This is a genomic window from Clostridium formicaceticum (genome assembly GCF_001854185.1).
Taxonomy (GTDB): Bacteria; Bacillota; Clostridia; order Peptostreptococcales; family Natronincolaceae; genus Andreesenella; species Andreesenella formicacetica.
In genome coordinates this window covers 4,400,446-4,426,417 of the sequence record NZ_CP017603.1, presented here as the reverse complement: position 1 = coordinate 4,426,417, position 25,972 = coordinate 4,400,446, and the positions used below count along the sequence as shown (strand labels likewise).

Below are 25,972 nucleotides of genomic sequence, written 5' to 3'. Positions count from 1 at the left end.
TACTTCTACAAGCGAGAGATCAAGCACTACATCCTCGAAGTAAATTCGGCTACAATTCAGGGGGAATAAAAACTTCCCTGGAATGAAGTCTCATTTTATCTCCATCTTGATTCGTGAGAATTATTGGCAGTTTTAGGTCGATATTTAAAACGCCATAGATTGCTGCGGATGAGAGCATCCTTTTTAATATCACTGTCAATGGGGGCCAAAGGTGAAAGATATGGATAACCTAAGGAGTCGAGACTACAAAGGTGGATAATAACCCAGCTCCAGGCGATAATAATGCCAAAGGCACCAAAAGTAGCCGCCATTAATATCATGGGAAAGCGAACCATTCTTAGGGCATAGGAACTGCTATAGTGGGGTAGAATGTAACTTCCTAGAGCGGTAATTGCTACAACAATAATCATGGTAGGGCTTGCTAAATTGGCTTGTATAGCTGCATCTCCTATAACAATTGCTCCAACAATCCCCACTGTTTGTCCAATCGTACCTGGCAATCGGGCGCTAGCTTCTCTTAATATTTCGATGGTAAATTCCATCAATAACGCTTCTACTACTGGTGGAAAAGGAACTTGAGCCCTTGTTCTAGATAAATCAACGATTAAATCCATAGGCAACATTTGTTGATGAAACGAAATCAATGCCACATAAATAGAGGGAAAGGAAGTAGCAATAATAAACCCTATAAAACGTAGAATCCTTGTAAAATTACCATAAAGAATCCTTTCATAATAGTCCTCAGGAGATTGAAAAAGTTGAAAAAAGGATGTAGGTAAAATTAAAGCCAATGGACTACCATCTACTAAAACAATTATTCTTCCCTCCAATAAATTACCACAGGCCTTATCAGGACGCTCAGTTATTTGCATCTGTGGAAAAGGAGAGTAGGGGCTACTCTCTAAATATTGCTCAATATAGCCGCTCTCAAAGATGCCATCAATTTGTATTTCTTCTAGTTTACTTATAAGTTTTTCTAAAGCCTGTTTATTTACGATATTTTCCATGTAAATAACAGATACAGTTGTATGCGTTTCATTGCCAATGACTAGTTTTTTTGACTTTAAGAAAGTACTCTTAATCTTCTGACGGATAAGACCTATATTCGTATGAACATTTTCAACAAAGCTATCTCTTGGACCTCGAATAATATTTTCTACAGGAGATTCCTCCACATTTCTAGTATCTCCCCCAATAGTATTTAATGCTAATCCATCGGTATAACCATCCATTAACAATATAGTATTTCCAGACAGTATTGCTTCTATAATTTCCTGAAAACTATGGATGTAATTAATATTATTGACATTAACCAGTTCTTCAGCAATCTCTAACGTAAAATTTTCTATAGGATGATTTTCTTGATTGACTAAGCCATAATGATTCAGCGGTCTAATAATATTGTCATTAACTTCCTTTGAATTTACTAAGTTATTGAAAAAAACTAGTAATATTTGAGTTCTACCATTTTTACTATAGAGATTTAATTTTCTATAGATAATATCATCACAGTCTTCAAATGCTGTCTCTAAATGAGATTTAGTTGTATCTATATTTTTAGAGATTGTTAAATCAGTGAATGTCTTATTGGCAATTTTCTGGTCTATATTAGATGATTTTTTAGTACTGAAGAATTTTTTAAAAAAGCGCAATCATATCCCTCCAGTTTCGATTTTTATTTTTATTATGTACAGTATAACTTTGTTCATCCAAATTAAATTGTTGCAAGTTATTTTATTGTTAGGAAGACTATTATTTAGGCAAATATAAACTTCTGCGTGAAAAGAGAGAGTTCTGCATAATTAAATTATCATTGAATATAAATATAGAGAAAATAATGGACAAAGATTTCACAAATAAAAGGGGGAGATTAAGATGATTTTTGATTTTAAGTAGAGCTATCTAATGCCATGGATTGAAGAAAAATCACGGGGGGAGTAATATGAAAAAAATAACAAAGCTAATTTCACTATTACTTGTGGTAAACATGATAATGCTTTTAGCAGCATGTACAAACCAGACGGCGCCGGTAGAGAAGAATGAAATAACTCCAATGAAGGCAGGAGAATATACGATTAGCGTTACAGGTATAAAACCAATGAAGGTAAAAGTAGTTTTAAGTGAGACGGCCATAAAAGCAGTTGAAGTTGTTTCTCATGAGGAAACGCCAGGTGTATCTGATATAGCATTAAAAGAAGTTCCAGAGAAAATCGTTGAAAAACAAAGCATAGGCATTGATACAATCTCTGGGGCAACTATGACCAGTTCCGCTATTATTGAAGCGGTAACTAAAGCTATTGAGCAGGCTGGAGGTGTAGTTAGTGAGTTTAATCTTCCTGAAGCTGCGGATGGATCCGATATAAGTGATGATGGTCGTCCAGCCTTAGGCACAGAAAAACTGCCAGCTTCTTGGGATATGACCTACGATGTAGTAGTAGTGGGGGGAGGGTTTGCAGGATTGGCAGCAGCTTACGAATCGGCAACATTAGGTGTAAATACCCTCCTTATTGATAAGATGCCTGTATTAGGAGGTAATTCTCAAATTAATGGTGGGGTGTATGCATCCTACACAAGTAAAATAGCAGACGAACTTTATAAGAAACTAGATTTGCAACCAGATACAGCAGAAAAACACATTGAAGATACGATTAAAGGCGGAGACTACATGAATGATGAGAAGTTAGTAAAGAACTTGGTTTATGGATCGCCTTATTTTCTTAACTTGATGCTGGATAATGGTTTAGAAGTCAGAGAATCTATCACCCGCCCAGGGGGGCATTATGGATATCGTACTTACACGACGATTAATGGTGTAGGAGCAGATATTGTTGCTGTTCAAAAGAAAATTTTGAATGATACATCTGCTACAGTTATGCTTAATACCGAGATGACTCAAATCTATCGTGAAACTACAGGAAATCAAAGGGTAGTAGGAATTAGAGTGAAAACACAGGAAGGATTTAAGGATGTGAAAGCAAATAAGGGGGTTATCATTACTACTGGAGGATTCAGTGGTAATGTTGAAATGCGTTCAAAACATGTTCCAGGCCTTACAGCCGACATACCAACCACCAATCACGTTGGAGCAACTGGAGAGGGCATTATTATGGCGCAGGAAGTTGGCGCTAATACCACACAGATGTCCTATATACAACTTTATCCTTTTGCCGATCCTAATAACGGTGTACTTGATGCTACAGCTGTTATTCCCTTTAGTGGACCAAGTTCAGGCATCGTCTATGTTGATATCAATGGAAAGCGTTATGTTAATGAAGGAGAACGTCGCGATGTTTGTGCAAGGGCTGCACAAGAAAGTGGTGGATTCCCAACATTTTCTATATTTGGTCAGGAAATTGTTGAAAAAGGTGGATTCATTTCAGATACACAATTAAATGGGGGGATACAAGCAGAGCGAATCTTTAAAGCAGACACGCTTGAAGAATTAGTAGAAATTATCAATGCCCATACGTATAAAGATAGTAAAATCAATATGTCGGCAGAAACATTAATAGACACAATCAAAACGCATAATGGCTATGTAGCAGAGGGTTATGACCCTGATTTTAATAAAGTCATCGACAAAGGTGTAATGCTAAAAATTGAAAGTGGTCCATATTATGCAATACCTCAGTGGCCTTCAGTGCACCATACAATGGGTGGATTAACAATTAATGAAAGAACCGAAGTTCAAGATGTTTGGGGTAAGGTGATTCCAGGCTTGTATGCAGCTGGAGAAGTTGTTGGTGGCGTACATGGAACCAATCGACTTGGTTCAAATGCTATCCCGGATGCAGCGGTACATGGCATAATTGCAGGCCAGGTTGCAGCAAAAGGAACAGTGCCTGATTTTGTGCCTAGGAACTGATAAGGATAGTTCTTCATGTATCTAAAGAAATGATGTCAATGATAATTCCATTGAAGCATGCAGTAAAGATAGAGAGAATAGGTTAAAGTCAAACTTTTTTTAGCTTTCTAGTGAATTTAACAGTGTGTTATACGTTCCCTCAGATGAATGTTTGGGGGAATTTTTGTATGATTAAGTAGTTATGCGTTCATTTGATTCGCCTGGTGTTGTAAGATTATATCTTGTATAATAAAGGGCAATAAAAGAAATAGCGATTATTAAAGGAGGATTGAAGAAAAAGTGACATGTGACCGCTGTACAGATAAATTATGTGCCAGTAAAGTTCCTATATTTTCAAACCTATCTCGGGAAGAATTGGTTGAAATTATTGCTATGACAGGACATCGTAGTTATCATAAAGGGGAGTCTGTTTTTCTAGAGGGAACAAATGCCGCCACTTTATATTTGATAAATGTGGGAAAAATTAAATTGTACAAGTATACCAAGGAAGGGAAAGAACAAATTCTTCATATTTTGGCGGATGGAGATTTTTTTGGAGAGCTCAATTTATTGAAGGAGGGTACCTATGGTTTTTATGCTGAAGCTATGGCAGAAACGAGGGTATGTACTTTGACAAAAGACAAATTGAGAAATCTTATTTTAAAACGTCCTGAAATTGGACTAAAAATTTTAGAAGTAGTCAGTGAAAGACTACTAAAACTAGAAAACTTAGCACAAAATCTAGCAACAAACGATGTAGAAACCCGCATTGCCCAATTGATCTTAGACCTCAGCAAAGAGAACGGGAGAAATATAGATAGAGGAATAGAAATTAAGTTATCTCTTACGAGAGAAGATATGTCCAACTATATAGGTGTGGCCAGAGAAACGATCAGTAGAAAGCTCAAGAAGTTTCAAGATGAAGGAATTATCGAAGTCATTGGAAATAAAAAAATCATCCTGTTAGACGAAGAAAGATTAAAAGGACATCTATCACTCTAGAAACTGTAAAGGTTTTTAGAGTTTTTTATTTTTTTTCTTTTTATTTGACTGTGGTCACAGTTTTAAGATTTGATCTCTCCTATAATAAGGATAACAAGACAACAAGCTTTCAAACAAATAGGAGGAGATAGCTATGGATAAAAAGATACAAGTTGCTGATAAAACCTATTGGATTGGTTATATAGATGACCGTAAAGTTCCATTTCATCGATTAACACTTGAGAAGGGAACAACCTACAACAGCTATTTATTATTCACTGAAAAACCTACAGTAATTGATACAGTAGATATAAGCTTTGGGAAACAATTTGTAGAGACTATAGGTCAGTACATTGCACCGGAAGAAATTCAGTATATCATTATTAATCATGTGGAACCAGATCATTCAGGTGGGTTACCAGCTTTAGCAAACAAAGCTAAAAATGCTACGATAGTAACCACAGAACTTGGTGCTAAAGAATTAAAAGAAATGTATAAACTTCATCATAGAGAATTTATGGTAATACAAGATGGAGATACATTAGATATTGGAGGCAAAACCCTTAAATTCTTTGAAACTCCCTACCTTCATACAGAAGAGACAATGATAACTTATTGTATTGAAGATAAAGTTCTTTATCCATGTGACCAGTTTAGCAGTCATGTTGCAACCTATCAGTTATTTGATGATTTAGCGAAGGAAGATATCATGCCAGATTTCCGTGTGTATTATCAATTAATCATGCATCCCCATAGACCCTATGTACAAGATATGATAGAAAAAATTAAAGATCTTGAAATAAATATAATTGCACCTTCTCATGGGTATATCTTGAGAAGTGATGCGAAAAAATATATCAGGGCCTATGATGAAATGAGTAGACCAAACCAAGATACCAAAAAAGCTTTGATCATTTATTCAACCATGACTGGAAATACGAAAGCTGTAGCAAATGATCTAGCAGATGGGTTAAAGCATAAGGGAATTTCTGTGCAAATAATGAATGCCCAAACAAATAGCAATATAGAAGCAATAAAGGAAGCTATTTTGACTTCAGATGCTATCCTCTTTGGAAGTTCTACAAGATATGCTGATATGGTGGGTTCACTAGAAAGCATTTTACAGGAACTGAAGGAGATGGATTTAGAACATAAGATAGGAATTGCTTTTGGGTCTTATGGATGGAGTGGAGAAGCAATTGAAGTTATTCAGGATTATTTAAAACAAAGCAACTTAAAGGTTATTGACAGTGGATATATGATTAAAACAACAGGGATGGATCATTTGCAATTCCCTATAAGAGTGAAGTTTAAACCTGAAAAAAATGAAAAAGAAAAATTATTTCAGGCAGCACAAGCTATTGGAGACTTATTACTTGGGTAAATATAAAAAAATGGAGGGATTAATATGAAAAAAATCTTTATGACATCTCAAAAAATAGGGGAAATCGCTACAATATTTCCAAAAGCCACAGATATTTTTATGGCGTATGAGATTGATTTTTGTTGTGGTGGCGATAGACCTTTAGCTACCGCTTTAAAAGAACAAAATATCAATGCGTCAGAAATATTAAAAAAATTGCATGATGCTTATGAAAAATATGAAGCCCTGCAAAACAAAGAGATTGATTGGACAAAGGCTACCTTGTCAGAATTAATTGACTATATTGTAGGTAAACATCACACCTTTATGCGGGATGAGCTCCCAACTACTGGTCAGTTGCTAAATAAAATATTAAAAGTGCATTATGTAGATCATGGAGAAACCTTATCAAAGCTTCATAAACTCTTTAATCAGTTGAAGAGTGAAATTGAAGAACATCTAATAAAGGAGGAAGAACTGCTTTTCCCACTGATTAAAGAATATGAAAAGAATCCTTCAAAGGATGTTTTAGAAAAAGTCTTTAAAATAATGAAGGAAACTGAGGATGAGCATGATAACGCAGGGGATGTATTAAAGGAAATGAGAAGAATCACCTGCCAATATCAAGCCCCATCTGGCGGATGCAACTCTTTTGTTAGAACCTATGAAAAGTTGCAAGCTATTGAAGCTGACTTATTCCAGCATATTCATTTAGAAAATAATATCTTATTTCAGCGGTTAGATCAAGAAAAAAGTTAAATTAAAACAGACACCTAAAGAAAGAAATCCTTAGGTGTCTGCTTTGTAGCCGATAGGATCATTAGAAAAATATTCTTAAGCGTTATTTGAAGCAGGTGTTTAAATAGGCTGGATAAAAAAATTAAGGAGATATTAAAGGTTTTAGTGATGTTGACAGCAAAGGGATGAATTTGTATAATTAGAAAGAAGATTAAAAAACTTTATTCTATGAAAGGGCAAGGTATTTGCAGAGATGGAGATATAATTCACTTCAACGATTGATGTAAGATGAGAACAGAAATATAAAACCTTAGTTAAACCTTAAGTAAAGGTTTTATTGTTATTCATTTTATCAAAATTTATGAGTGGATAGTATTTTTAGAGCTGTGGATAGCTTGGTTATAGGATATGTTTTATTTTAGGCCGTGGATATTAAAATTCAAGTTTAAAGGCGTATAACTATAAACTAGGATATATTATAATTTTTTTTGATGATATCTTGTTTAAGGCTCTATTAATCATGCATTAAGATGATCATATTCGCAAAATGCTATCCTCTCCAAATTAGGGAGGATTTTTTATGTTATTGGTTGAATGCAGTAAGGTGAGAAAATACTTTGGTGATCGGTTAATACTGGATATAGATGATTTGAAGATTTATTCACAGGATCGAATAGGGATTGTTGGTAGAAATGGGGTAGGAAAAACCACCTTTATCAATATACTAAGTCAAAGACTAGCGCCTGATGAAGGTTGGGTAAAGTTATATGGAAAGGCTGGATATATATCACAGTTGGAATCACCAGATAGGAAAAAGATAAGTAAGGAAATGGCTTCAAAGTTTGGTGTTAAGCCCATCTGGCATGAGGAGATGAGTGGAGGAGAAAAAACAAGATTTAAGCTGGCAGAGGCTTTGGATAATGAGCGTGTGATGCTATTTGCAGATGAACCCACCAGTAATGTAGATATGCAAGGTATTGAACTGATGGAGGAGAAACTTGCAGCCTATGAAGGTCTTCTCATCATCATCTCTCATGATAGAAGTTTTTTGGATAGATTATGTAATCAAATTCTAGAGATAGAAAATGGAAAAATTAAAATTTATAAGGGTAACTATAGTGACTATAGAGAGCAGAAGATGCAAGAAAGAGAAAGAGCCGCCTTTGAATATGAAGAATATATCAAAGAGAAAAAACGTCTTGAGGAAATTATTCACAGGACAAAAGAAAAAGTGAAAAGCATGAAAAAAACGCCAAAAAGAATGGGAAATTCTGAGGCTAGACTTCATAAAATGGGACCTCAAAAAGCAAAGGCGAATCTTGAAAGAGCAGTTAAAAATGTCGAAAAGCGAATTGAACATCTTGAGGCTAAAGAAAAACCTAAAGAAGAACCGGGAATTAAACTAGATATCATGGAAACCAGTAGGCTGCATAGCAAAATTATTATAGAAGGAAGGAATGTAAATAAAGCATTTAAAGATAAGCTACTATTAGAAAATGCAACTTTTAACATTTATAACGGTGCTAAAGTAGCATTACTTGGTCCTAATGGATGTGGTAAAAGCACTCTAATTAAAATGATCCTAGACAATGATGATGCAATAAAAGTTGCTCAAGGGGCTAAGATAGGGTATTTTAGCCAGGATATGAATATATTGAACAAAAACTTAAGTATTATAGAAAACGTGATGGAAAGTAGCATTTATCCTCAGAATCTAGCGAGGTTGCTGCTGGCTAGGCTGCTATTTAAAGGAGAAGATATCTATAAAAAAGTTGATATATTAAGTGGTGGAGAGCGAGTAAAGGTTTCCTTTGCTAAGATATTGCTACAGGATATTAATTTATTGGTACTAGATGAACCAACGAATTATATGGATATCAATGCCTTGGAGGTCATAGAAGAAACCCTTAAGGAATACGATAGAACATTATTATTTGTCTCACATGATCGACGTTTCATAAGTACTGTTGCAAATCAAATCATGACAATTGAAAAGCAAAAAATCAAAATGTTTGCAGGAAGTTATGAGGAGTACTTAGCCAAAAATAATCATCCGTTGGATGCTCATAAAGAAGAAATACAAAAACAGGTGATGGTATTAAAAAATCGTCTTTCAGAAGTCATAGGAAGGTTGTCGATGCCATCTAAACAGGAGGATATAGCAGCATTAGATAAGGAATACCATGAAATACTAGATGAACTAAAGAAACTGAAAGAATAATTTGATGTTTTCAGAATATTTGAAAGGTAAATTTCCTTGACTTGCTATTAGCTTTAAGTTGTAATAGGATTATAGAGTAGCTGAAAAACAACAAAATCTTATGGGCAAAATAAAGGAGGACTAAGAATATGCGGTATAGAAAACTTGGAAATACAGGGATAGAGATTTCTGCAATTGGCATAGGAACGATGCGGTTACCGGTTGTTAATGGTGTGTTTACAGATATAGACATTGAAAAAGCAAAAAAAGTGGTGCGGTATGCAATTGATCAAGGAATTAACTATGTGGATACTGCTTATCCTTATCATCTAAATGGAAATGCTGAGGGTGCATTAAAGGAGATTCTTAGTGACGGATATCGTGAAAAGGTATATTTAGGTGATAAGCTCTCTATCTGGGTTTGTGATACTTATGAGGACTGTGAGAAGATGTTTGAAAGCCAACTGGAAAGAACAGGAAGTGATTACTTTGATCTGTACTTTCTTCACTCTCTTGATAGCAACTTTTGGGCAAAGGCAAAGAAATTAAATGTCTTTAAGCTTTTTGATAAACTCAAAACAGAAGGGAAAATCAAACATATAGGATTTTCATTCCATGACAAGTATGAACTTTTTGAAGAAATCGTCAATGCCTACGACTGGGAATTTTGTATTATGCAGCTTAACTATATGGATACTGATTATCAGGCAGGGCTGCGGGGCCTAGAATATGCTGCTTCTAAAGGATTAGGTGTATTGATTATGGAGCCCCTTAAGGGAGGACAATTGGCCAAGGAACCTCCCGAGAGTGTTAAAGAAATTTGGGCAAAAAGTGAAAGAATAATGTCACCAGCGGCAAGAGGCATTTCCTTCCTATTAAATAGGCCAGAAGTAAGCTGTATTTTAAGCGGAATGAATGAAATTCAACAGATTGATGACAATATACATACCGCAAACACCTATAATGTGGGGGATTTGAGTGAAAAAGAGCTAGAACTATATGTGGAGGTACGTAAGGAATTCAGTAAACTTATTAAAGTACCTTGTACTAGATGTCAGTATTGCACCCCTTGTCCAATGGGTGTAGATATACCGACAAATATTGACTACTATAATATGGGGTATATGTATAATTCTATTGAACATGCTAAGAATTTCTACAACAGACCGTTTTTCGATAAAAAAAGGTCTACCAATTGTGTCTCCTGTGGTATATGTATAAAAAAATGTCCCCAACATCTTGATATTCCTGAAATTATGAAAACCATAAGTGACGACTGGGGAATTAAATAAAGGATTGGTTTTAATGATAGAATAACCTCTTCTGTTTTTTTAGATGGAAATAAGCAGAGGAGGTTATTTTATATTTTCAAAAGCTGTTGTGATTGTTAAATCGCCAAATCAACTTGTTGTACGGTTCCAACGGTGCCATTTTCCTTAACATAAATACTAGATTGACTAACCTGTCCATGCAGTTGGTTTTGTCCATCTTTTATATGAAAAGGGGTTTGGATACTGCCTAAATAAATGGCGCCTATGCCTAGTTCTCCTAAGGCAAATAATTGATCAGAACCATTTTCGTCCTTTGTCCAGATCATTAGCTTGTTATAAATAGGATCATTTTCATCAATCCATCCATTACCGTCTGCATCATACTGTGCCAGCTCTTGAAAACCATTCCCTGTGCTAGGACCAAATAGTTCGCTGCCATCATTAATTTTTCCATCGCCATTTAAATCAATGGCTAAAAAACCACTCCCAGGTTTTAAGTAAGATATTTGTTCCATTTTTCCATCCATGGTCAGATCAAAGCTGAATTTTTTCTCTGATAATCCTACACCGTTGCCATTAAAGTTAATGACAAGGGGATCTACAACCACAGCATCGCCGGCACGAAACTGAATGCTGTGGTACTCAGCAAAGGAACGGCTCATGGTGAGGTCTACTGAAAAGTTGATTTCTCTGCCGTCGGCAGTTCGGATAACACCAGATGAAGTAAACTGCATTCTTTCGGTTTCAATATAAGTTTCTTGATAGTCATAGGCTATTCCCCAACCAAAAGATGGTTGTTGATTAGGAATGGCGGGAAAGTGAAAACCTTCTGTTTTTATCTTTCCAAAGTCAGGTATAAAAAATTGTATTCTTTTTTGTAGTAAAGCCTCCAGCAATGTTTGAAGCAACAGCATCTTCTGCTTATGTATATCCGGAATCTCTGTTGGTTCACCTTCAGAAGTTTGTTTCATAGCTGCTATTTTTTCCTGATATAGGGCTAAAGCTTCCTCGGATACAGTTAGTGTATCTTTAAGAAATGAGGTGCCTTGATTACCATTGCTGCTATTTCCAATCCATGCTGTAAGATTCTCAGACTTTTCATATTTCTCTTGACGTTTATGCTGAGAACTCATAAGGATATTTGCGTTTTCAATAATCATAGAAACTCTCCTTCCACAAATTGTATTTATTACTTTATTTATCGGACAGAAAATACCAAAAATATATAGTTATACGCAAAGAAATTGGAATTTTTTACATTTTTATTAAAGAAACAACTTGGAAATAAATAGAATTTTCATTGAAAAAAATTATAAAAACCAGTAGAATTAAAAAATAAAAAAAGTTTTTGCAAGATATAGAAAAGTACAATTTTTCTCCTTTAAATCCAATACAGATTGAGACATGTTTTGGATGGTTGTAGAAAAAAGATGCTGCAAGATTGCAAAGGAATCAAAAGTGATTTAGAGATGGAGTTGACTATTGCTTATGATAAAAGTAATGCATATTAAGAAGAAGTTTTATGATAAAAAACATGGAGATTTTTATGCGGTAAATGATGCGAACTTTCAAGTAGAGAAAGGAGAAATATTTGGTTTATTAGGTCCTAATGGGGCAGGTAAAACCACACTTCTTAGAATCATAGCCACCATCATGCAGCAAACTACAGGCCAAATCATTGTCAATGGTTATGATACCAGGGAACAGCCGGAGGAAGTAAGAAAATCTATTGGATTCTTATCTGGCAACACCAAACTGTATAAAAAATTAACACCGGTTGAAACCATGAAATTCTTTGGAAAATGCTATGGTATTCCCAAAAATATTATGGAAAAGCGAATAGAGGATATTGTTGTAAATCTGCAAATGGAGGACTTTAAAGATAGAATCATAGAAAAGCTGTCTACCGGTCAAGTGCAAAAAACATCCATAGCAAGATGTATGATACACGATCCAGAGATATATATACTAGATGAGCCTACATTAGGTTTGGATATTCTCACCAGTAGAACTATCGTTGATTTTATCAAAAACAAAAAAGGGGAAGGAAAAACCATCATCTTCTCAACCCACTATATGGAGGAGGCAGACTCCTTATGTGATAGGATCGCTTTAATTCACAAAGGCAAAATTATAGAAACAGGAAGGCTAGAAAGTCTTAAGGAAAAAACAGGACAAACAAATATAAGAGATATATTTTTAACTTATATAGATAGGGGAGGCAGACTGTATGAGCTTCCAAAAGATTAACTTAATATGGCATAAAGAAATAAAGTCCTTATTTAGAGATAAAAAAGCGCTTCTTACCGTATTTTTACCTATTCTCATTTATCCAATCATCATGATATTCTTTATAGGTTTTTCTACCATTGTGCAGTCAAATTTAGCTGAGAACATAAGTATTGTTGCGGTAGGGAATACAGTGAAGGAGAGTTTTATAAAGACACTAAAGGAAGATGAAAAAATAAAAATCGTTAATTTATCCTCAGAGGAATACGCGGAGGAGATCAATAAAGAAAATCTACATGCGGCAATCACAATGACCTTAGAGGATGCTGTAGAAATTTATACGCTGCATTATAATTCAACGATAGAAGCAAGTGAAAGGGCTGCCAATAGAATTAGGGAAAGTTATAGGACTTATGAAGAAAAGGTAAAAGAAGACATATTGTATAGTAGGAATATAGACAAAAAAATAAGAGATATTGTTTCTATTGAGATAATAGAAATTTCAGAAGCTGGAGATGCTTCAGCTAGAATACTATCTATGTTGTTAGGTACATTGGTGCCTTTTATATTGATGGTTTATTCTATTATTGGGACTTATACAATAGCCTCTGATTTAAGTGCGGGGGAAAAAGAAAGAGAGACGCTAGAGACAATATTTTCAGTGCCAATAAAAAGATTAGAAATTATTATAGGGAAATTATTTGCATGTGTTACTGTAGGAATGATCAGTGGTCTTGTCAACATTGTATCTATGTTTCCGCTTTTGTACGTATTATTAAATCATATTTCTGATTTAAATATCTCCTTATCATCAGGTTTGTTTTTGTTTTTGTTCATTATGCTTTTACCTGTGATGATGATGGCCAGTGCTTTTTTAATTGGCTTAGGTTTATTTGCAAAAACTTATCAAGAAGCACAGACCTATGCTTCAGTGCTTTTAATGCTATTTATGTTTCCCTGCTACATTACACTTATTCCTGATATTGAAATCACAAATTTCACGCTGTTTATACCTATTACAAATGCACTATTAATGATGAAGGAGGCTTTTTTAGGGGACTATGACTTAGTCAATATAGGCACAACACTTTTGATAAATTTAGCAATATCGGTGGTAGCTATGATAACGATGAATAGACTTTTTAAATCAGACTGGGTGATTTTCAGAGGAGAAAAGGGCTAAAAAACATAAGATCGTAATATAGGAGATGGCATATGAAGTTTTTAATAATAAGAAATCTATTAGAAAAAGAAATTCTTGCACTTTCAAGAAATAAAAGAATACTGCTGGGACTAATACTTCCGGTTTTATTGGTACCGATACTATTTCATGGATATAATCAAATAAAGGATATTACTGCAAGAGGCTCTGAAGAAGCAATAAGTAGAATCTATCTTATAGGAAATGTACCTGATCAAGTAATGGAGCTTATAGATGAAGATGTTAGATTTGAAAGGATTGTCCATATAGATAACTATGAAAAAGAAATAAAAGATAAAAATTTAGACTTGGTTTTGATATACAATTATACAGAAGACAGCCATAAATTTCAACTAAAATATGATTCTGGCAGAAATGCTGGAAGAAGAGCCAGTGAAAGAATTGAAGGGTACCTATTAGATTTTAAAGCGTCGGAACAATTAAGGTTACTAACCCTTGCAAAGGAAGATCAATCAGTGTTAAATCCAGTAAGCCTAGAGGTACAGGATATTGCAAAGGAAGAAGAGGTTTTGAAACATACTTTAAGTAATATTCTTCCTCTTTTGTTAACTCTATATGCCCTATTATCGATAGTAAACTTTGCTATTGAGTTAACAACAGCAGAAAAAGAATTAGGAACATTGGAGACCTTATTTTCTACCCCTATAAGAAAGGAAGAGTTGGTGGTAGCTAAGTTGATGGCCTGTGTATTATTTGGTATCCTCTCTATGATTTTGAGCTTACTGGTGCTGCTAATCCTTATGCCAAGAATCATAGATATGGGTACGCTACACGTAGTGGCAGAGCCAGCTACTATAATAGTGTTAGCAGTTACCCTGCTTCCTCTTATTGTAATGGGGGCAGGGGTAAGTATAGGGGTTGGGATGTTTGCAAACAGCTATAAAGAATCAGGTGCTTATATTACACCGCTAGTTTTCCTTTTTATGATACCAGCTTACATAGGAGCGACCCCAGGCTTAGAGTTGAATGCTTTTTATGCTATACTTCCCATTTTAAACGCTACTCTTCTGATAAAATCAGTGTTTATAGGAGGCATCAGTATAAATTTGTTGGCCATCACCCTTGTTATGAATAGCTTGTTTTCAGTATTGAGTCTTACCTTTATGTTCAAAGTATTTGGCACAGAAAGGTTATTGTTTGGTATCGGTAAAGGAACTTCCTTCAAGTTAAGGAGAAAAGAATTGAAGGAGAGAGACTTAATAGAGGTAGAAGATATATTCATGAGCTTAGCTATCATTGTCATATTGTATATATATATGAGTACGTTACTAACAAATTCTTTCGGAATAGTAAAAAGTACTTTGTTTATTCAGTATACTGCATTTGCTGTGCTACCTGTAGGAATTATATGGTATCTTAAAGCATCGCAAAAGAAAAGCTTAGGTCTTAAAAGGCCTCCTATAGGAAAAGTATTTGGAGGTATCTTTCTTTGGATTGCAGCTTTTAGTTTAGCATTAATCTATCAAATACTCATTGCGCCATTTATACCACAAGTACCTAGTTTGATAGAACTAGAGGCACAGCTTCATACCTTGAGTCCCTTGACCAAATTCTTTTTTATCGCAGTTACTCCCGGAATATGTGAAGAGATCCTGTTTAGAGGGTTTGCATTTAGACCTTTAGAAAAAAACTTTGGATCGAAATGGGCGATTATGATAACATCCATTATTTTTGCGGTGGTGCATTTAGATTTCGTTAGATTATTGCCTACATTTTTATTGGGCTTGGTGTTTGGTTATACAGCCCATAAAACAAAGTCTCTTTATCCATCCATATTTCTTCATATTCTCAACAATGGATTTGCAGCATTTGCACCTGTTGAAATTTCCGTAAACATATTAAATTTATCTGTCATATGCATCCTATCCTCCATTATAGGACATAAAATGCTAGAAAAAAAAGGTAAATATCGGGCAAAATTTTTCCAAAGACTATAAGCACTTTACTGATAGTAAAACAAAACAACATATTATTAAACATTATTCATAAGGTGAGAAGGCAAAAATAAAATTCGGCTACAATTCAGGGGGAGTCTTTACTCTTATTTAAATGAGATATCTAATCGAATGTCTTTTTTATTCTTGACAATTGAAACTTACAGATGTAAGTTATAAGGGAAGGCTTGAAAAATATGGTATAGAGTTTAGTTGAAAGGGAGGATATATTGATATGTGTCAACTAAAAAAAGTGATTTCTTTGGTTTTAATATCCGTACTGATCTTTTCCAATGCAGCATTTGCAAATGAAAATACTGTAGAAGTTTTCAATGATGTTCCTGAAGATCATTGGGCAAGTAAAGCTATACATGATTTGCGATTACTGGAAATTACCAACGGAATTGGTGATAATCAATTTGGTATGGGACTTACAATTAGCAGAGGTGAGTTTATCACTTTTTTAGCGAAGCTGATGAAGTGGGACTTAATTTCACCGGAAAAAGGTAATTTTGTTGACAACATGGATACAACCAAATGGTACTATGCACCTATAGAAACAGCATTACAACAAGGGGTGATTTTAAAGGATACTGACAAGTTCAGGGCAGAGGAACCTATTACCCGTGAAGAAATAGCTGTTATGATTGTACGAGCTTTAGGATACGATAGTCTTGCCAATCAGTTGGCTTATCTTGGAAGTCCCTTTGATGATGTCTCAAAAAACACAGGATACATAACCATTGCAAGGGATTTTCAAATTATTGCTGGGGCAGGGAATAATTTGTTTAAGCCCTACGATACAGCGAGAAGAGAAGAAGCAGCAGTAATGATGATGAAGATGTATGAAAGACTAAATAAACCAATCAGTGAGCTGCATGCTTTCTATGCTATACGATCTGCGAATCAGATGGACATGCTTCATTCCCTTGATTCTGTAGGATTTGGCTGGAGTCGGTTGGAATATGATGCTGAGACGAATCAAGTTCTGCTCAATACCACAAGGGACAACGATAATGACTTTGGAATTCCTGCTGGCTTTTCACAGCCTTTAAACTTAGCGAAGGAGAAAAATATTTCTGCACAGCTCATGGTATTCGCAGAGAATGATACCGTATTGAATACTGATACTGAGTCTAATGTGCCATTAGTTCAGTATATAGTAACAAAACCAGAAGTTCGTAAACAAGTGATAGATGCTATTGTGAAACAAATTAATGCTACAACTGTAGGTGATCTTACTGTCTCTTTTAATGGGGTGGTGATTGACTTTGAAAATATGAAGGGCGATTTATTAAAGAAATCCTTTAATATATTCTTAGCAGAATTAAGACAGGAGCTGGATAAAAACAATAAATTATTATATGTAGCGGTACACCCTGCAAGACCTTCAGGTCAAGCTTATTATGATGGATATGATTTTAAAGCCATTGGGGAGATTGCAGATAAAGTGATATTGATGGCACATGACTATTATGCAAGGCAATTGACGGATGATGAAATGCAAAGAGGATATACCCTTACTCCTTTATCCCCTATTGGTGAGATATACTATGCCTTGAAATCCATTACCGATAAAAATACAGGAGTACAGGATTTGAATAAGATATGGGTGCAGTTTTCATTGGATGCAGTTCAGTGGAAGCTCAAAGAAGGGAAAGTGATCAATAAGTATCCTTATCATCCAAGTTATGAGGCTATCCAGCAAAGACTTATTACGGATGAGGTTACGATAAATTATTCTCAGCAAAACCAAAATCCCTATGCAACTTTTTTCGACAGCAAAGATGAAACAGATAACATTTTATGGTATGAGGATTCACGAAGTATACAGGCAAAAATAGATTTAGCAAAAATGTTCGGTATAGAAGGAATCTCACTATGGAGATTGGGAAATATACCTAACTATGAAGAATATGGATCAAAAAAGATTTATCTTGATGTATGGCAACAAATATTGAACAAGACTAAAAAATAAGGGAATTATTTAGTTAAAATAAAACATACTATTATAGATAATTATATTATTTAGGAAAATATACGCTAAAGAAAGAGAGCATACTAAAAACAATAAAATGTTTTGGGATGTTCTTTTTTTTTATTAATACTATGAAAGATCCTTAACACTTTTAGTATTAAGCATAATAGCAGTATTATTTATACGCTGGGCTCAAGTTAAAATCTTAAATCAAATGGATTTTTCAGCATCATTATAATCAATAATCTATCTACAATGTTAATCATATCTTGGATTCTAGGGTATATAATGACTCTAAGGTATATAGTATTAAAAAAGGAAAATATTATATTAATGTGCGCCTATAAATCTCAATGCACTAAGGCGTAGAGGAGAAGTAATATGGGATATACTATTATTGATGTGCTTGATAAATTGATTAAAGTAAAAGAAATTGGTCACAATATGTACGCAGCAATTGTAGCTGGGGAAGAGACTAATGCAAGAATAAAAACAGTTGCAAAGGTTTTTGCAATAGAAAAAAATAAGCATATAATGACCTATAAAAGTTTAAGAAATCAAATGATAACAGAAAATTTCGAAGAAATAGATTTCGATATTTATGACAAAGTATCAAAGTTAATTTCTAGATTTAACTACGCTTATCCTGAAAATATTATGGATATAAAAGAATTTTTAAGATTTTCCTTAAAATTTGAAAAAGAAAACCTTGCTTTGGTTATTAATATACAGGGTCTGTTTGTTCGAACATTGAAGGATATAGATTCAAGTGCTTACAATGTATTAGCAGAGATTATAAAAGAAGAAGAAAAACATATTCGTAGTATTGAAATATTTGTAAAATGAGAATTGGGGATAGATGATGGAAAAAAGAGCGTTGGAAAGACAGTTGAATAGAAAGGTTATTCTCCTATTTATTATAGGAATATTAAGTTTAATAACTTGGATAATATGGAAATATGAAATTTGGGAATTAATATCCATTGAATACTTTAGAAAATTTACTGGGAAAATTCAATGTTTAGGTTTTCTAGGAGTACTTCTCTATTTTTTATGTTTTGTTTTAGGAACAATGTTTTTTTTACCTAGCCTGCCTTTTGCACTTTTTGCTGGAATTACCTATGGGACTTTATTGGGTATTATATATGCTTCTGTAGGAGATTTATTAGGTGCTTCTATGGCATTTATTGTGGCTCGATACATAGGAAGGGAGAGACTTGAAAAACGATTAAAAAAAAGTAAAGCTTTCCATGAAATCGATGAGGGGGTGCGGCAAGATGGATGGCGTATTGTGCTTTTAACGCGCATGGTACCGATTATTCCCCATTGGTTGCAAAATTATGCTTATGGATTGACCGCAATTTCTTTTACAACCTATGCATTTGTATCTCTGCTTTGCATTGTTCCTGGAACAGCGGCATGGATTATTGCTGTAAATACAGTAGGTAAGGGTCACGGAGATGCAAAGAAGACAGCAATTTATCTAGGAATTGCTGCTGTACTGATTGTAACGATTTCTTATTTACCAAAATGGATGTATAAGAAAAAAAAACGTAAAAAATAAATAAAAATACATATTCCTGTCTATATACTTGTCTCTTGGGTAAATATGATATATACTCTAAATTAAAAAAAAGTGATAAGAATTTGATTGGAGGGAAAAAAATGAAGGTAGTAGCTTTTAATGGAAGTCCTAAAAAAGATGGTAATACTTATCATGCTATAAAAATAGCAGCAGATGCGCTAGAAAAAGAAGGTATAGACGTTGAAATCATTCATGTTGGTGATAAAGAAATTAGAGGATGTATGGCCTGTAATCAATGTATGAAGAACAAAAACGAAAAATGTGTTCTTCCAGGGGATGAGGTGAATGATTGGATACAAAAGATGAAAGAGGCAGAGGGAATTATTTTAGGCTCTCCTGTACATTATTCATCAATAGCAGCAACTATGAAGGCTTTTTTGGATAGAGCTTTTTATGTTACAAGTGGTAATAACGGCATGTTAAGACATAAGGTGGGGGCAGCTGTTGTTGCTGTAAGGCGCTCTGGTGGGCTTCCAACCTTTGATCAACTAAATAATTATATAAACTATTCGGAAATGTTGATACCAACTTCTAACTACTGGAATGTTATTCATGGCACTAGGCCTGAAGAAGCATTACAGGATGAAGAAGGCGTACAAATTATGAGGATTTTAGGAAAAAATATGGCGTGGCTTATGAAATTAATTGAAAATGGAAAAGAATCTGTGAAAGCACCGGAAAGAGAAAAAAAGGCTTATATGAATTTTATTCGCTAAACAGATAAAAAACACCTTCTGTTGTAATTATAGTTACAACAGAAGGTGTTTTTTATATCCTTGCACAAATACTTAAACAGACACTTATAAATATAAAGTGAGTTAAAAGCTGTTTTACAATTAAAAAGCTCAACTATTTCATAAACTTGGCAGACTAAAGGTTCTTTAAAGGTAGAGAAGCTATGCAAAGATTATTTAACTACAAAAGCTTTACAGAGTTAATCTATCGATAAAAAATTTTAAAATTTACTTGACAATATGGTATTACAAATGTACTCTATTAACAGAGTACATTTGTAATACCATATATTTTAAAGATTTCATATAAGGAGGAAAGACAAATGAATGAAAACATATCTAAAATATCAGATGCAGAATGGAAGGTAATGGAGGTTGTATGGAGAAAACATTCTGTTACTGCTGCAGAAATTATTGAGGAATTGATAGGAAAAACAGATTGGAACAGAAAGACGGTTCATACCTTAATTCGTAGACTTGTACAGAAGGAAGTACTAGGGATTACACAGGAGAACCCATACGTTTATTATCCATTAATTGAAGAAGGATTTTGTAAAAAAGAAGAGACAAAATCCTTTTTAGAAAAGGTATACGATGGTTCACTCCAATTATTAATGGCGAATTTTTTAAAGAATGAGAAGTTATCAAAACAGGAAATAAAAGAACTGAAAAAGCTCTTAGATGAATGTGAGGATAGAGGTGACAAAGAGTGACTTTATTAAATGTATTTTATATGATTCTAAAGATGTCATTTTTTGCATCCATTGCAGCCATAGTTATTCTTTTTGTAAAAAAAATATTTAAAAATAAAATTAGTACTACTTATTATTATTTCATTTGGCTGATTTTGCTGATCAGATTAAGTATACCCTATTACCCTGAAAGCCCGATAAGCATTTACAACTTTTTTACTGTGAATAACCATCAAATAGAAGAGATACAATCCCCTGTAATTAATAATATGAGTAATAGGTATATGGATTCAAATAATATTCAATCTGAGGTGAATCCTTCAGAGGAAAAAGATGTAGAGATAGATTCACCCTTAACAGTAGATGAAAGACAAGGATTTGAAAAAAGGATTGAATCCAATCCTTTTAATATACTACCAAATCATAGAAGATATACTTTTACTGATGGTATTTACAATCCTAAGCCAAATACGTTGGAGCTTCCTTATATAGCTGCTCTTATATGGCTATTAGGTGTATGTTTCGGCGTAGTATATATTTTATGGCTACAGGTAGTCTATAGGAGGAAAATAAAAAGTCTTCCTTTATGCAATGACAGTAGGATAACAGCGATTTATGAAGACTGCAAATCAAAAATGAAAGTAAACAAAAAAATCCTACTAGTAATAGACACTACAATTAAAACCCCTTCATTAATAGGCATCTTACATCCTAAAATCCTACTTTCACCAGAGCATACACAACTATTGACAAAAGAAGAATTACAGTTTGTTTTTATGCATGAATTGGCACATTACAAACGAAAGGATCTTGTTGTTCGATGGATTTTAATTTTTCTTCAAATACTTCATTGGTTCAATCCAGTGATATGGTTTACTTTTAATAAGATTCGGCAGGATTCTGAAAAAGCCTGTGATGAACAGGTATTGTCCTATATCCAGCCTAATGAATATAAAAAATATGGAAATACAATGTTGAAAATGCTTGATATTTTTTCTGGTAATAATAGCCTATGCAGTGCTGCAGGGATGTTGAATCGAGAAAAATTTATAATAGAAAGGGTGAAAAATATCGTGAATTTTAAAAAGAATTATATATTATGGTCTGTTTTGGGAATTGCTATATTTTTGGGTTTGGCTGGTCTTTTATTGACCAATGCCAGACAGCCAATACAAGAGGTGATAAAAATTAAATATGAAGTGGAGGAAATTAATTTAGAAAACAAATCACTTGATGGAATAAAACTTTTGTCAGACCAACAACTTCTTACATATGATGGGGAAAATGGTCAGTTTTTAGTGATTGATAATGCAGGAAATAAGAAAGCCATCATCTGCGAAGGTTTGCCACAAGATTTTTTTATACAGATCTACACTGTTGATGCTAATGATGACATTTATATATTTGCTGTAAAGGAAGAACCTCAAATTTATGTTTATAATTTAGAGGGGGAAAAAATAAGAGAAATCAACGTAGAACTCCAAGATATAAACCTATCAGAAAATGACCCAATATTTCAATGGGATATGCAAGTAGATTCTAAAGGAAATATCTATTTACTAATACCACAATTACAAATAGCACAAGCAAGTACTCAAATATTTGATCCAGAGGGCAAACATATAAAAACGCTAAAATCAGATGGATATGTGCTTATGGTGCTGGACGAAGAGGATTATCTCTATACCATTACTTACGGAGCTAGCACCTATCAAGATAAGGTTTTTATTGCGAAACAAAAGCCTATAACAGATGAGATTTTTTGGGAATATGAAGATGATAAAAATCTTTCTTACATACGCTTGGCAGCTTATTCAAAACAGGATAAATCTATCTATTTAGTAGAACAAAATAGTGTTTTAAGATTTGACCTGGAGGATCAGTCTTTAAATAATATGCTTAATATAGACGCAACATTAAGTGAAAAAAACCAAGATGAACTTCATCTTCGGAATTTTTCTCTTGATCATAATGGAAGTATCTATTTATGTACTTTCAACAGAAAAGACGATAAAAGTCAGCTATTTAAAGTAAATTTAACAAAAATCCCTATTGATGGTGATACGAAGGTGCTGACAATTACAGTAAAACATTTATCTCCTACATTAGAGTTTGCCATCAATAAATTTGAAAATCAACATCCTGATATTGTTATTAATATAGACAATCATAATGCTTTTTCCTGGATAACCTCCGATATGGATTATGAAGAAACACTGAAGGCTTCTGAAGAAAGTTCTCGGAAAGAATATGATTTTGTTCAAAAAATAAATGCGCAGATGTTAGCAGGAAAGGGTCCTGATATTCTTCTTATAGACAATCTTCCCTACAGAAAATATGCAGACAAAAACCTGCTTCTAGATTTAAAAGAGCTGATGGAAGAAGATACCACCTTCAATAAAAGCCAGTACTATATGAATATACTTGATGCATTAGAATATAAAGATAAATTATATGTTATGCCTTTAGCATTCTCTTACTCCGCCATTTTAGCAGACACAGGATATTTAAAGGAACAATCTATTGAAATCAATGATTGGGAATGGACATGGCAAGATTTTATAGATATAGCCAATAGCGCTACAAAAGATATAAATGGAGATGGAACAATGGATATGTATGGTATGCCTACCATTGTACCTGAAAATTTATTTAAATATATATATAGTAATGCAGATATAAACTTTATTGATTATGAGGCTAAGAAATCTTATTTCACATCAGAAGAATTTATTAACCTGCTTAAAATGTGTGAGGATATGTCAAAAGGAGCCTTTGTTAATCCTAATGTCACAGAGTCTGATACGGATCGGGGAGGAAATGTTTTTCTTCCATATCATATATTTGATTTTTCTATCCTTTTTAGCAATGGTTTAATTAATGCAGATGAAGTTGGTTTTTATCGATATCCAGCTTTAGATAAGAATACATATCCATTTACTTTAGGTGAAATGTACGCCATAAATAGTCAAACGCCATATAAAGAAGAGGCATGGGTGTTTATCAAATACCTGATTTCAGAAGAGATTCAATGCTATAAATGGCTTTTCGATGTACCTATGAATAAAAAGGCAAAGGAAATCAAAATGAAGAGTATGTTTGCAGAGGCAGAAGACATGGTGGAGAAATATGGAGACCTCTATGGTTACCAGGTTACATCAGTAGATAAAATAAAAAAGCAGTTGACAGGTAATATGGAGAAATTGAATGAAATTCTGCCTAAATTGAATCATTGTGACATAAACGATATGCAGGTTAATCAAATCGTTGATGAAGAAGTTAAGAGATTTTTTAATGGTCAACAATCTGCAGAAGAAACGGCTGAGGTTATACAGCGAAAGGTAGAAATGTATTTTAGAGAATAATAAAGGGGTAGACAACCAATGAAGATGAATTTAACCAGAAGGGGGACATTATTTGTATTTCTGTTTCCAAGCTTAGCAGGTTTTCTACTATTTTATATTCTTCCCTTTTTAGGATGTGGATGGTATTCCTTGGTGGATTCCTCTATAGGAGGGAGGTTTGTAGGGTTAAAAAACTATGTAGATATATTATCTAATGATTTATTTCTAATGGCACTAGCCAATACGGCATATTTTGTCTTATTGGCTGTGCCGGCAACTATGTTTTTAGGATTGCTTTTAGCAATCGTGTTAAATCAAAAAATATATGGGAGCCATATTTTTAGAACTGCTTTTGTAGTGCCAATGGTTATCCCTACGGCATCAGTGGTGCTTATATGGGATATCCTTTTTCATACACAAGGGACATTTAATGCACTGCTTACTTCTCTGGGATTTAATCTTATAGATTGGCTGAATTCTGATAAGGCTAGGATTGTTATGGTTCTTCTTTATGGGTGGAAGAATGTCGGCTATTGTATGGTGATTTTTTTAGGTGGTCTTTTAAGAATACCTAAAGAGTATTACGAAGCTGCAGAATTAGACGGGGCTGGGGTTATATATAAACTAATGCATATTACTCTACCGTATCTTGCCCCTATTTCCTTTTTTGTTGTTGTTATATCTATTATAAATTCTTTTAAAATTTTTAGAGAAGTGTACCTCCTAGCAGGACCATATCCTCATAAAAGTATATATACAATGCAGCATTATATGAATAATGTATTTGTTTCCCTAGATTATCAGAAATTGAGTGCAGCAGCATATGTAGTGGCTGGAGTCTTGGGGATATTAATCTATGCTTTGTTTCGATGGGAAAATAAGTATAGTAGTATACACAAATAGCGAAATAAAAAGGAGGCGTTCTATGCCTTTTAAACGAAAAAAACTATATTTTTTACAATATAAAAAAAAGTTTGTGATTTATATTTTTTTGACATTGTTATCCCTATTCTTTATATTTCCGATATTATCTATTATAGTAAATTCATTTATGGGAACAGAGGAAATTAGCCATCAATATCCTGCATTTGCTTATTCACAAAGCATATGGAATGATAGTGAATTTATGAGGATGAAACTGATTCCAGATATGTTTACACTTGATCAATACAAAAATGTACTTTTACAACAGTTTTTGTTTTTAAAAATGTTTTGGAACTCTGCAGGGGTTGTTGCAGCTATTATTGCTGGGCAAGTAGTTATCGCCTCAACAGCTGGTTATGTCTTCAGTAAAATGTACCTTAAAGGTGGAAACAAAATATTTTATATTTATATTATCACAATGATGATGCCTTTTCAGGTCACACTTGTTCCAAATTATCTGATAATAGACGGATTAGGTATCATGAATACATATAAGGCACTGATTTTACCAGCTATTTTTGCACCCTTTGGTGTGTTTCTAATGAAGCAGTTTATGAACTATATTCCGAAGGAATGTATTGAGGCTGCTAGGATAGATGGGGCAGGAGATTTTCAAATATTTTTTTATATCGTACTTCCTATGTTAAAGCCAGCAATAGCTTCTCTCATCATACTGCAATTTATAGACTACTGGAACATGGTGGAACAGCCTTTGCTGTTTATGGATGATGCTATAAAAAGACCTTTATCTACCTATCTATCTATCATTGGGAAAAAAGACTTTCACTATGCCTTTGCAGCATCAACAATATATATGTTGCCAGCTTTATTCATATTCTTTTATTGGGAATGCTATCTGGTTGAGGGAATACAGTTAAATTCAGGCATAAAACAATAAGCTTATTCTTCGGTATAGTGCTAAGACTCCCACTG

Annotated in this window: 19 protein-coding genes; 17 read left to right on the top strand and 2 right to left on the bottom strand. The window is 33.9% G+C overall.

Features of this window, described 5'->3' with window-relative positions; all coding sequences use genetic code 11:
- Positions 1 to 95: 95 nt before the first annotated feature.
- On the bottom strand, positions 96 to 1,652 hold the full coding sequence (locus BJL90_RS20580; protein ID WP_070972618.1) for a spore germination protein: 1,557 nt from the start codon (positions 1,650 to 1,652) through the stop codon (positions 96 to 98).
- A 290-nt stretch (positions 1,653 to 1,942) separates the two neighbouring features.
- On the opposite strand from BJL90_RS20580, the gene BJL90_RS20575 reads away from it, so the two are divergent.
- The 6 genes from BJL90_RS20575 to BJL90_RS20550 all read left to right on the top strand — a co-directional run bounded on the left by BJL90_RS20575 (position 1,943) and on the right by BJL90_RS20550 (position 10,418).
- On the top strand, positions 1,943 to 3,865 hold the full coding sequence (locus BJL90_RS20575) for a flavocytochrome c (RefSeq protein ID WP_070972616.1): 1,923 nt from the start codon (positions 1,943 to 1,945) through the stop codon (positions 3,863 to 3,865).
- 279 nt (positions 3,866 to 4,144) lie between these two features.
- A complete protein-coding gene (locus BJL90_RS20570; RefSeq protein WP_236904977.1) occupies positions 4,145 to 4,846 on the top strand; it encodes a Crp/Fnr family transcriptional regulator in 702 nt (233 codons plus the stop codon).
- Positions 4,847 to 4,979: 133 nt separating this feature from the next.
- Positions 4,980 to 6,209, top strand: coding sequence for an FprA family A-type flavoprotein (locus BJL90_RS20565; RefSeq protein WP_070972612.1), 1,230 nt, complete (start codon positions 4,980 to 4,982; stop codon positions 6,207 to 6,209).
- Positions 6,210 to 6,233: 24 nt separating this feature from the next.
- The gene (ric, locus tag BJL90_RS20560) at positions 6,234 to 6,947 is read left to right on the top strand and encodes an iron-sulfur cluster repair di-iron protein (protein ID WP_070972610.1); all 714 of its coding nucleotides are present in this window, start codon (positions 6,234 to 6,236) and stop codon (positions 6,945 to 6,947) included.
- Between the two features lie 559 nt (positions 6,948 to 7,506).
- Positions 7,507 to 9,147 carry a ribosomal protection-like ABC-F family protein gene (abc-f, locus tag BJL90_RS20555; protein ID WP_070972608.1) on the top strand — a complete coding sequence of 547 codons (1,641 nt, stop codon included), beginning with the start codon at positions 7,507 to 7,509 and terminating at the stop codon, positions 9,145 to 9,147.
- Positions 9,148 to 9,275: 128 nt separating this feature from the next.
- A complete protein-coding gene (locus BJL90_RS20550) occupies positions 9,276 to 10,418 on the top strand; it encodes an aldo/keto reductase (RefSeq protein ID WP_070972606.1) in 1,143 nt (380 codons plus the stop codon).
- A 95-nt stretch (positions 10,419 to 10,513) separates the two neighbouring features.
- Here BJL90_RS20550 and BJL90_RS20545 read toward each other — a convergent pair whose 3' ends face one another.
- Complete coding sequence (locus BJL90_RS20545) at positions 10,514 to 11,557, bottom strand: hypothetical protein (protein ID WP_070972604.1); 1,044 nt, start codon at positions 11,555 to 11,557, stop codon at positions 10,514 to 10,516.
- A gap of 328 nt (positions 11,558 to 11,885) precedes the next feature.
- Here BJL90_RS20545 and BJL90_RS20540 point away from each other — a divergent pair, with 328 nt between their 5' ends.
- The 11 genes from BJL90_RS20540 to BJL90_RS20490 all read left to right on the top strand — a co-directional run bounded on the left by BJL90_RS20540 (position 11,886) and on the right by BJL90_RS20490 (position 25,937).
- The gene (locus BJL90_RS20540) at positions 11,886 to 12,647 is read left to right on the top strand and encodes an ABC transporter ATP-binding protein (protein WP_070972602.1); all 762 of its coding nucleotides are present in this window, start codon (positions 11,886 to 11,888) and stop codon (positions 12,645 to 12,647) included.
- The gene (locus tag BJL90_RS20535; protein WP_070972601.1) at positions 12,628 to 13,809 is read left to right on the top strand and encodes an ABC transporter permease; all 1,182 of its coding nucleotides are present in this window, start codon (positions 12,628 to 12,630) and stop codon (positions 13,807 to 13,809) included. Before BJL90_RS20540 ends, BJL90_RS20535 begins: the two co-directional genes overlap by 20 nt.
- A gap of 32 nt (positions 13,810 to 13,841) precedes the next feature.
- Positions 13,842 to 15,785, top strand: a complete 1,944-nt coding sequence (locus tag BJL90_RS20530) for an ABC transporter permease subunit/CPBP intramembrane protease (protein ID WP_070972599.1) — start codon at positions 13,842 to 13,844, stop codon at positions 15,783 to 15,785.
- Between the two features lie 232 nt (positions 15,786 to 16,017).
- Positions 16,018 to 17,760, top strand: a complete 1,743-nt coding sequence (locus BJL90_RS20525) for a glycosyl hydrolase family 18 protein (RefSeq protein WP_070972597.1) — start codon at positions 16,018 to 16,020, stop codon at positions 17,758 to 17,760.
- Positions 17,761 to 18,141: 381 nt separating this feature from the next.
- Entirely contained in the window at positions 18,142 to 18,606 is a 465-nt protein-coding gene (locus tag BJL90_RS20520) for a hypothetical protein (protein ID WP_070972595.1), read from the top strand.
- A gap of 16 nt (positions 18,607 to 18,622) precedes the next feature.
- Positions 18,623 to 19,324 (top strand): TVP38/TMEM64 family protein, encoded by a 702-nt coding sequence (locus BJL90_RS20515; RefSeq protein ID WP_169824251.1) that lies wholly within the window; start codon positions 18,623 to 18,625, stop codon positions 19,322 to 19,324.
- A 101-nt stretch (positions 19,325 to 19,425) separates the two neighbouring features.
- Positions 19,426 to 20,061 (top strand): flavodoxin family protein, encoded by a 636-nt coding sequence (locus tag BJL90_RS20510; protein WP_070972591.1) that lies wholly within the window; start codon positions 19,426 to 19,428, stop codon positions 20,059 to 20,061.
- 341 nt (positions 20,062 to 20,402) lie between these two features.
- The gene (locus tag BJL90_RS20505; RefSeq protein WP_070972589.1) at positions 20,403 to 20,792 is read left to right on the top strand and encodes a BlaI/MecI/CopY family transcriptional regulator; all 390 of its coding nucleotides are present in this window, start codon (positions 20,403 to 20,405) and stop codon (positions 20,790 to 20,792) included.
- 20 nt (positions 20,793 to 20,812) lie between these two features.
- On the top strand, positions 20,813 to 24,136 hold the full coding sequence (locus BJL90_RS20500; RefSeq protein ID WP_156778868.1) for an extracellular solute-binding protein: 3,324 nt from the start codon (positions 20,813 to 20,815) through the stop codon (positions 24,134 to 24,136).
- Between the two features lie 18 nt (positions 24,137 to 24,154).
- Positions 24,155 to 25,018 carry a carbohydrate ABC transporter permease gene (locus BJL90_RS20495; RefSeq protein WP_070972585.1) on the top strand — a complete coding sequence of 288 codons (864 nt, stop codon included), beginning with the start codon at positions 24,155 to 24,157 and terminating at the stop codon, positions 25,016 to 25,018.
- Between the two features lie 22 nt (positions 25,019 to 25,040).
- A complete protein-coding gene (locus tag BJL90_RS20490; protein WP_070972583.1) occupies positions 25,041 to 25,937 on the top strand; it encodes a carbohydrate ABC transporter permease in 897 nt (298 codons plus the stop codon).
- Positions 25,938 to 25,972 lie beyond the last annotated feature (35 nt).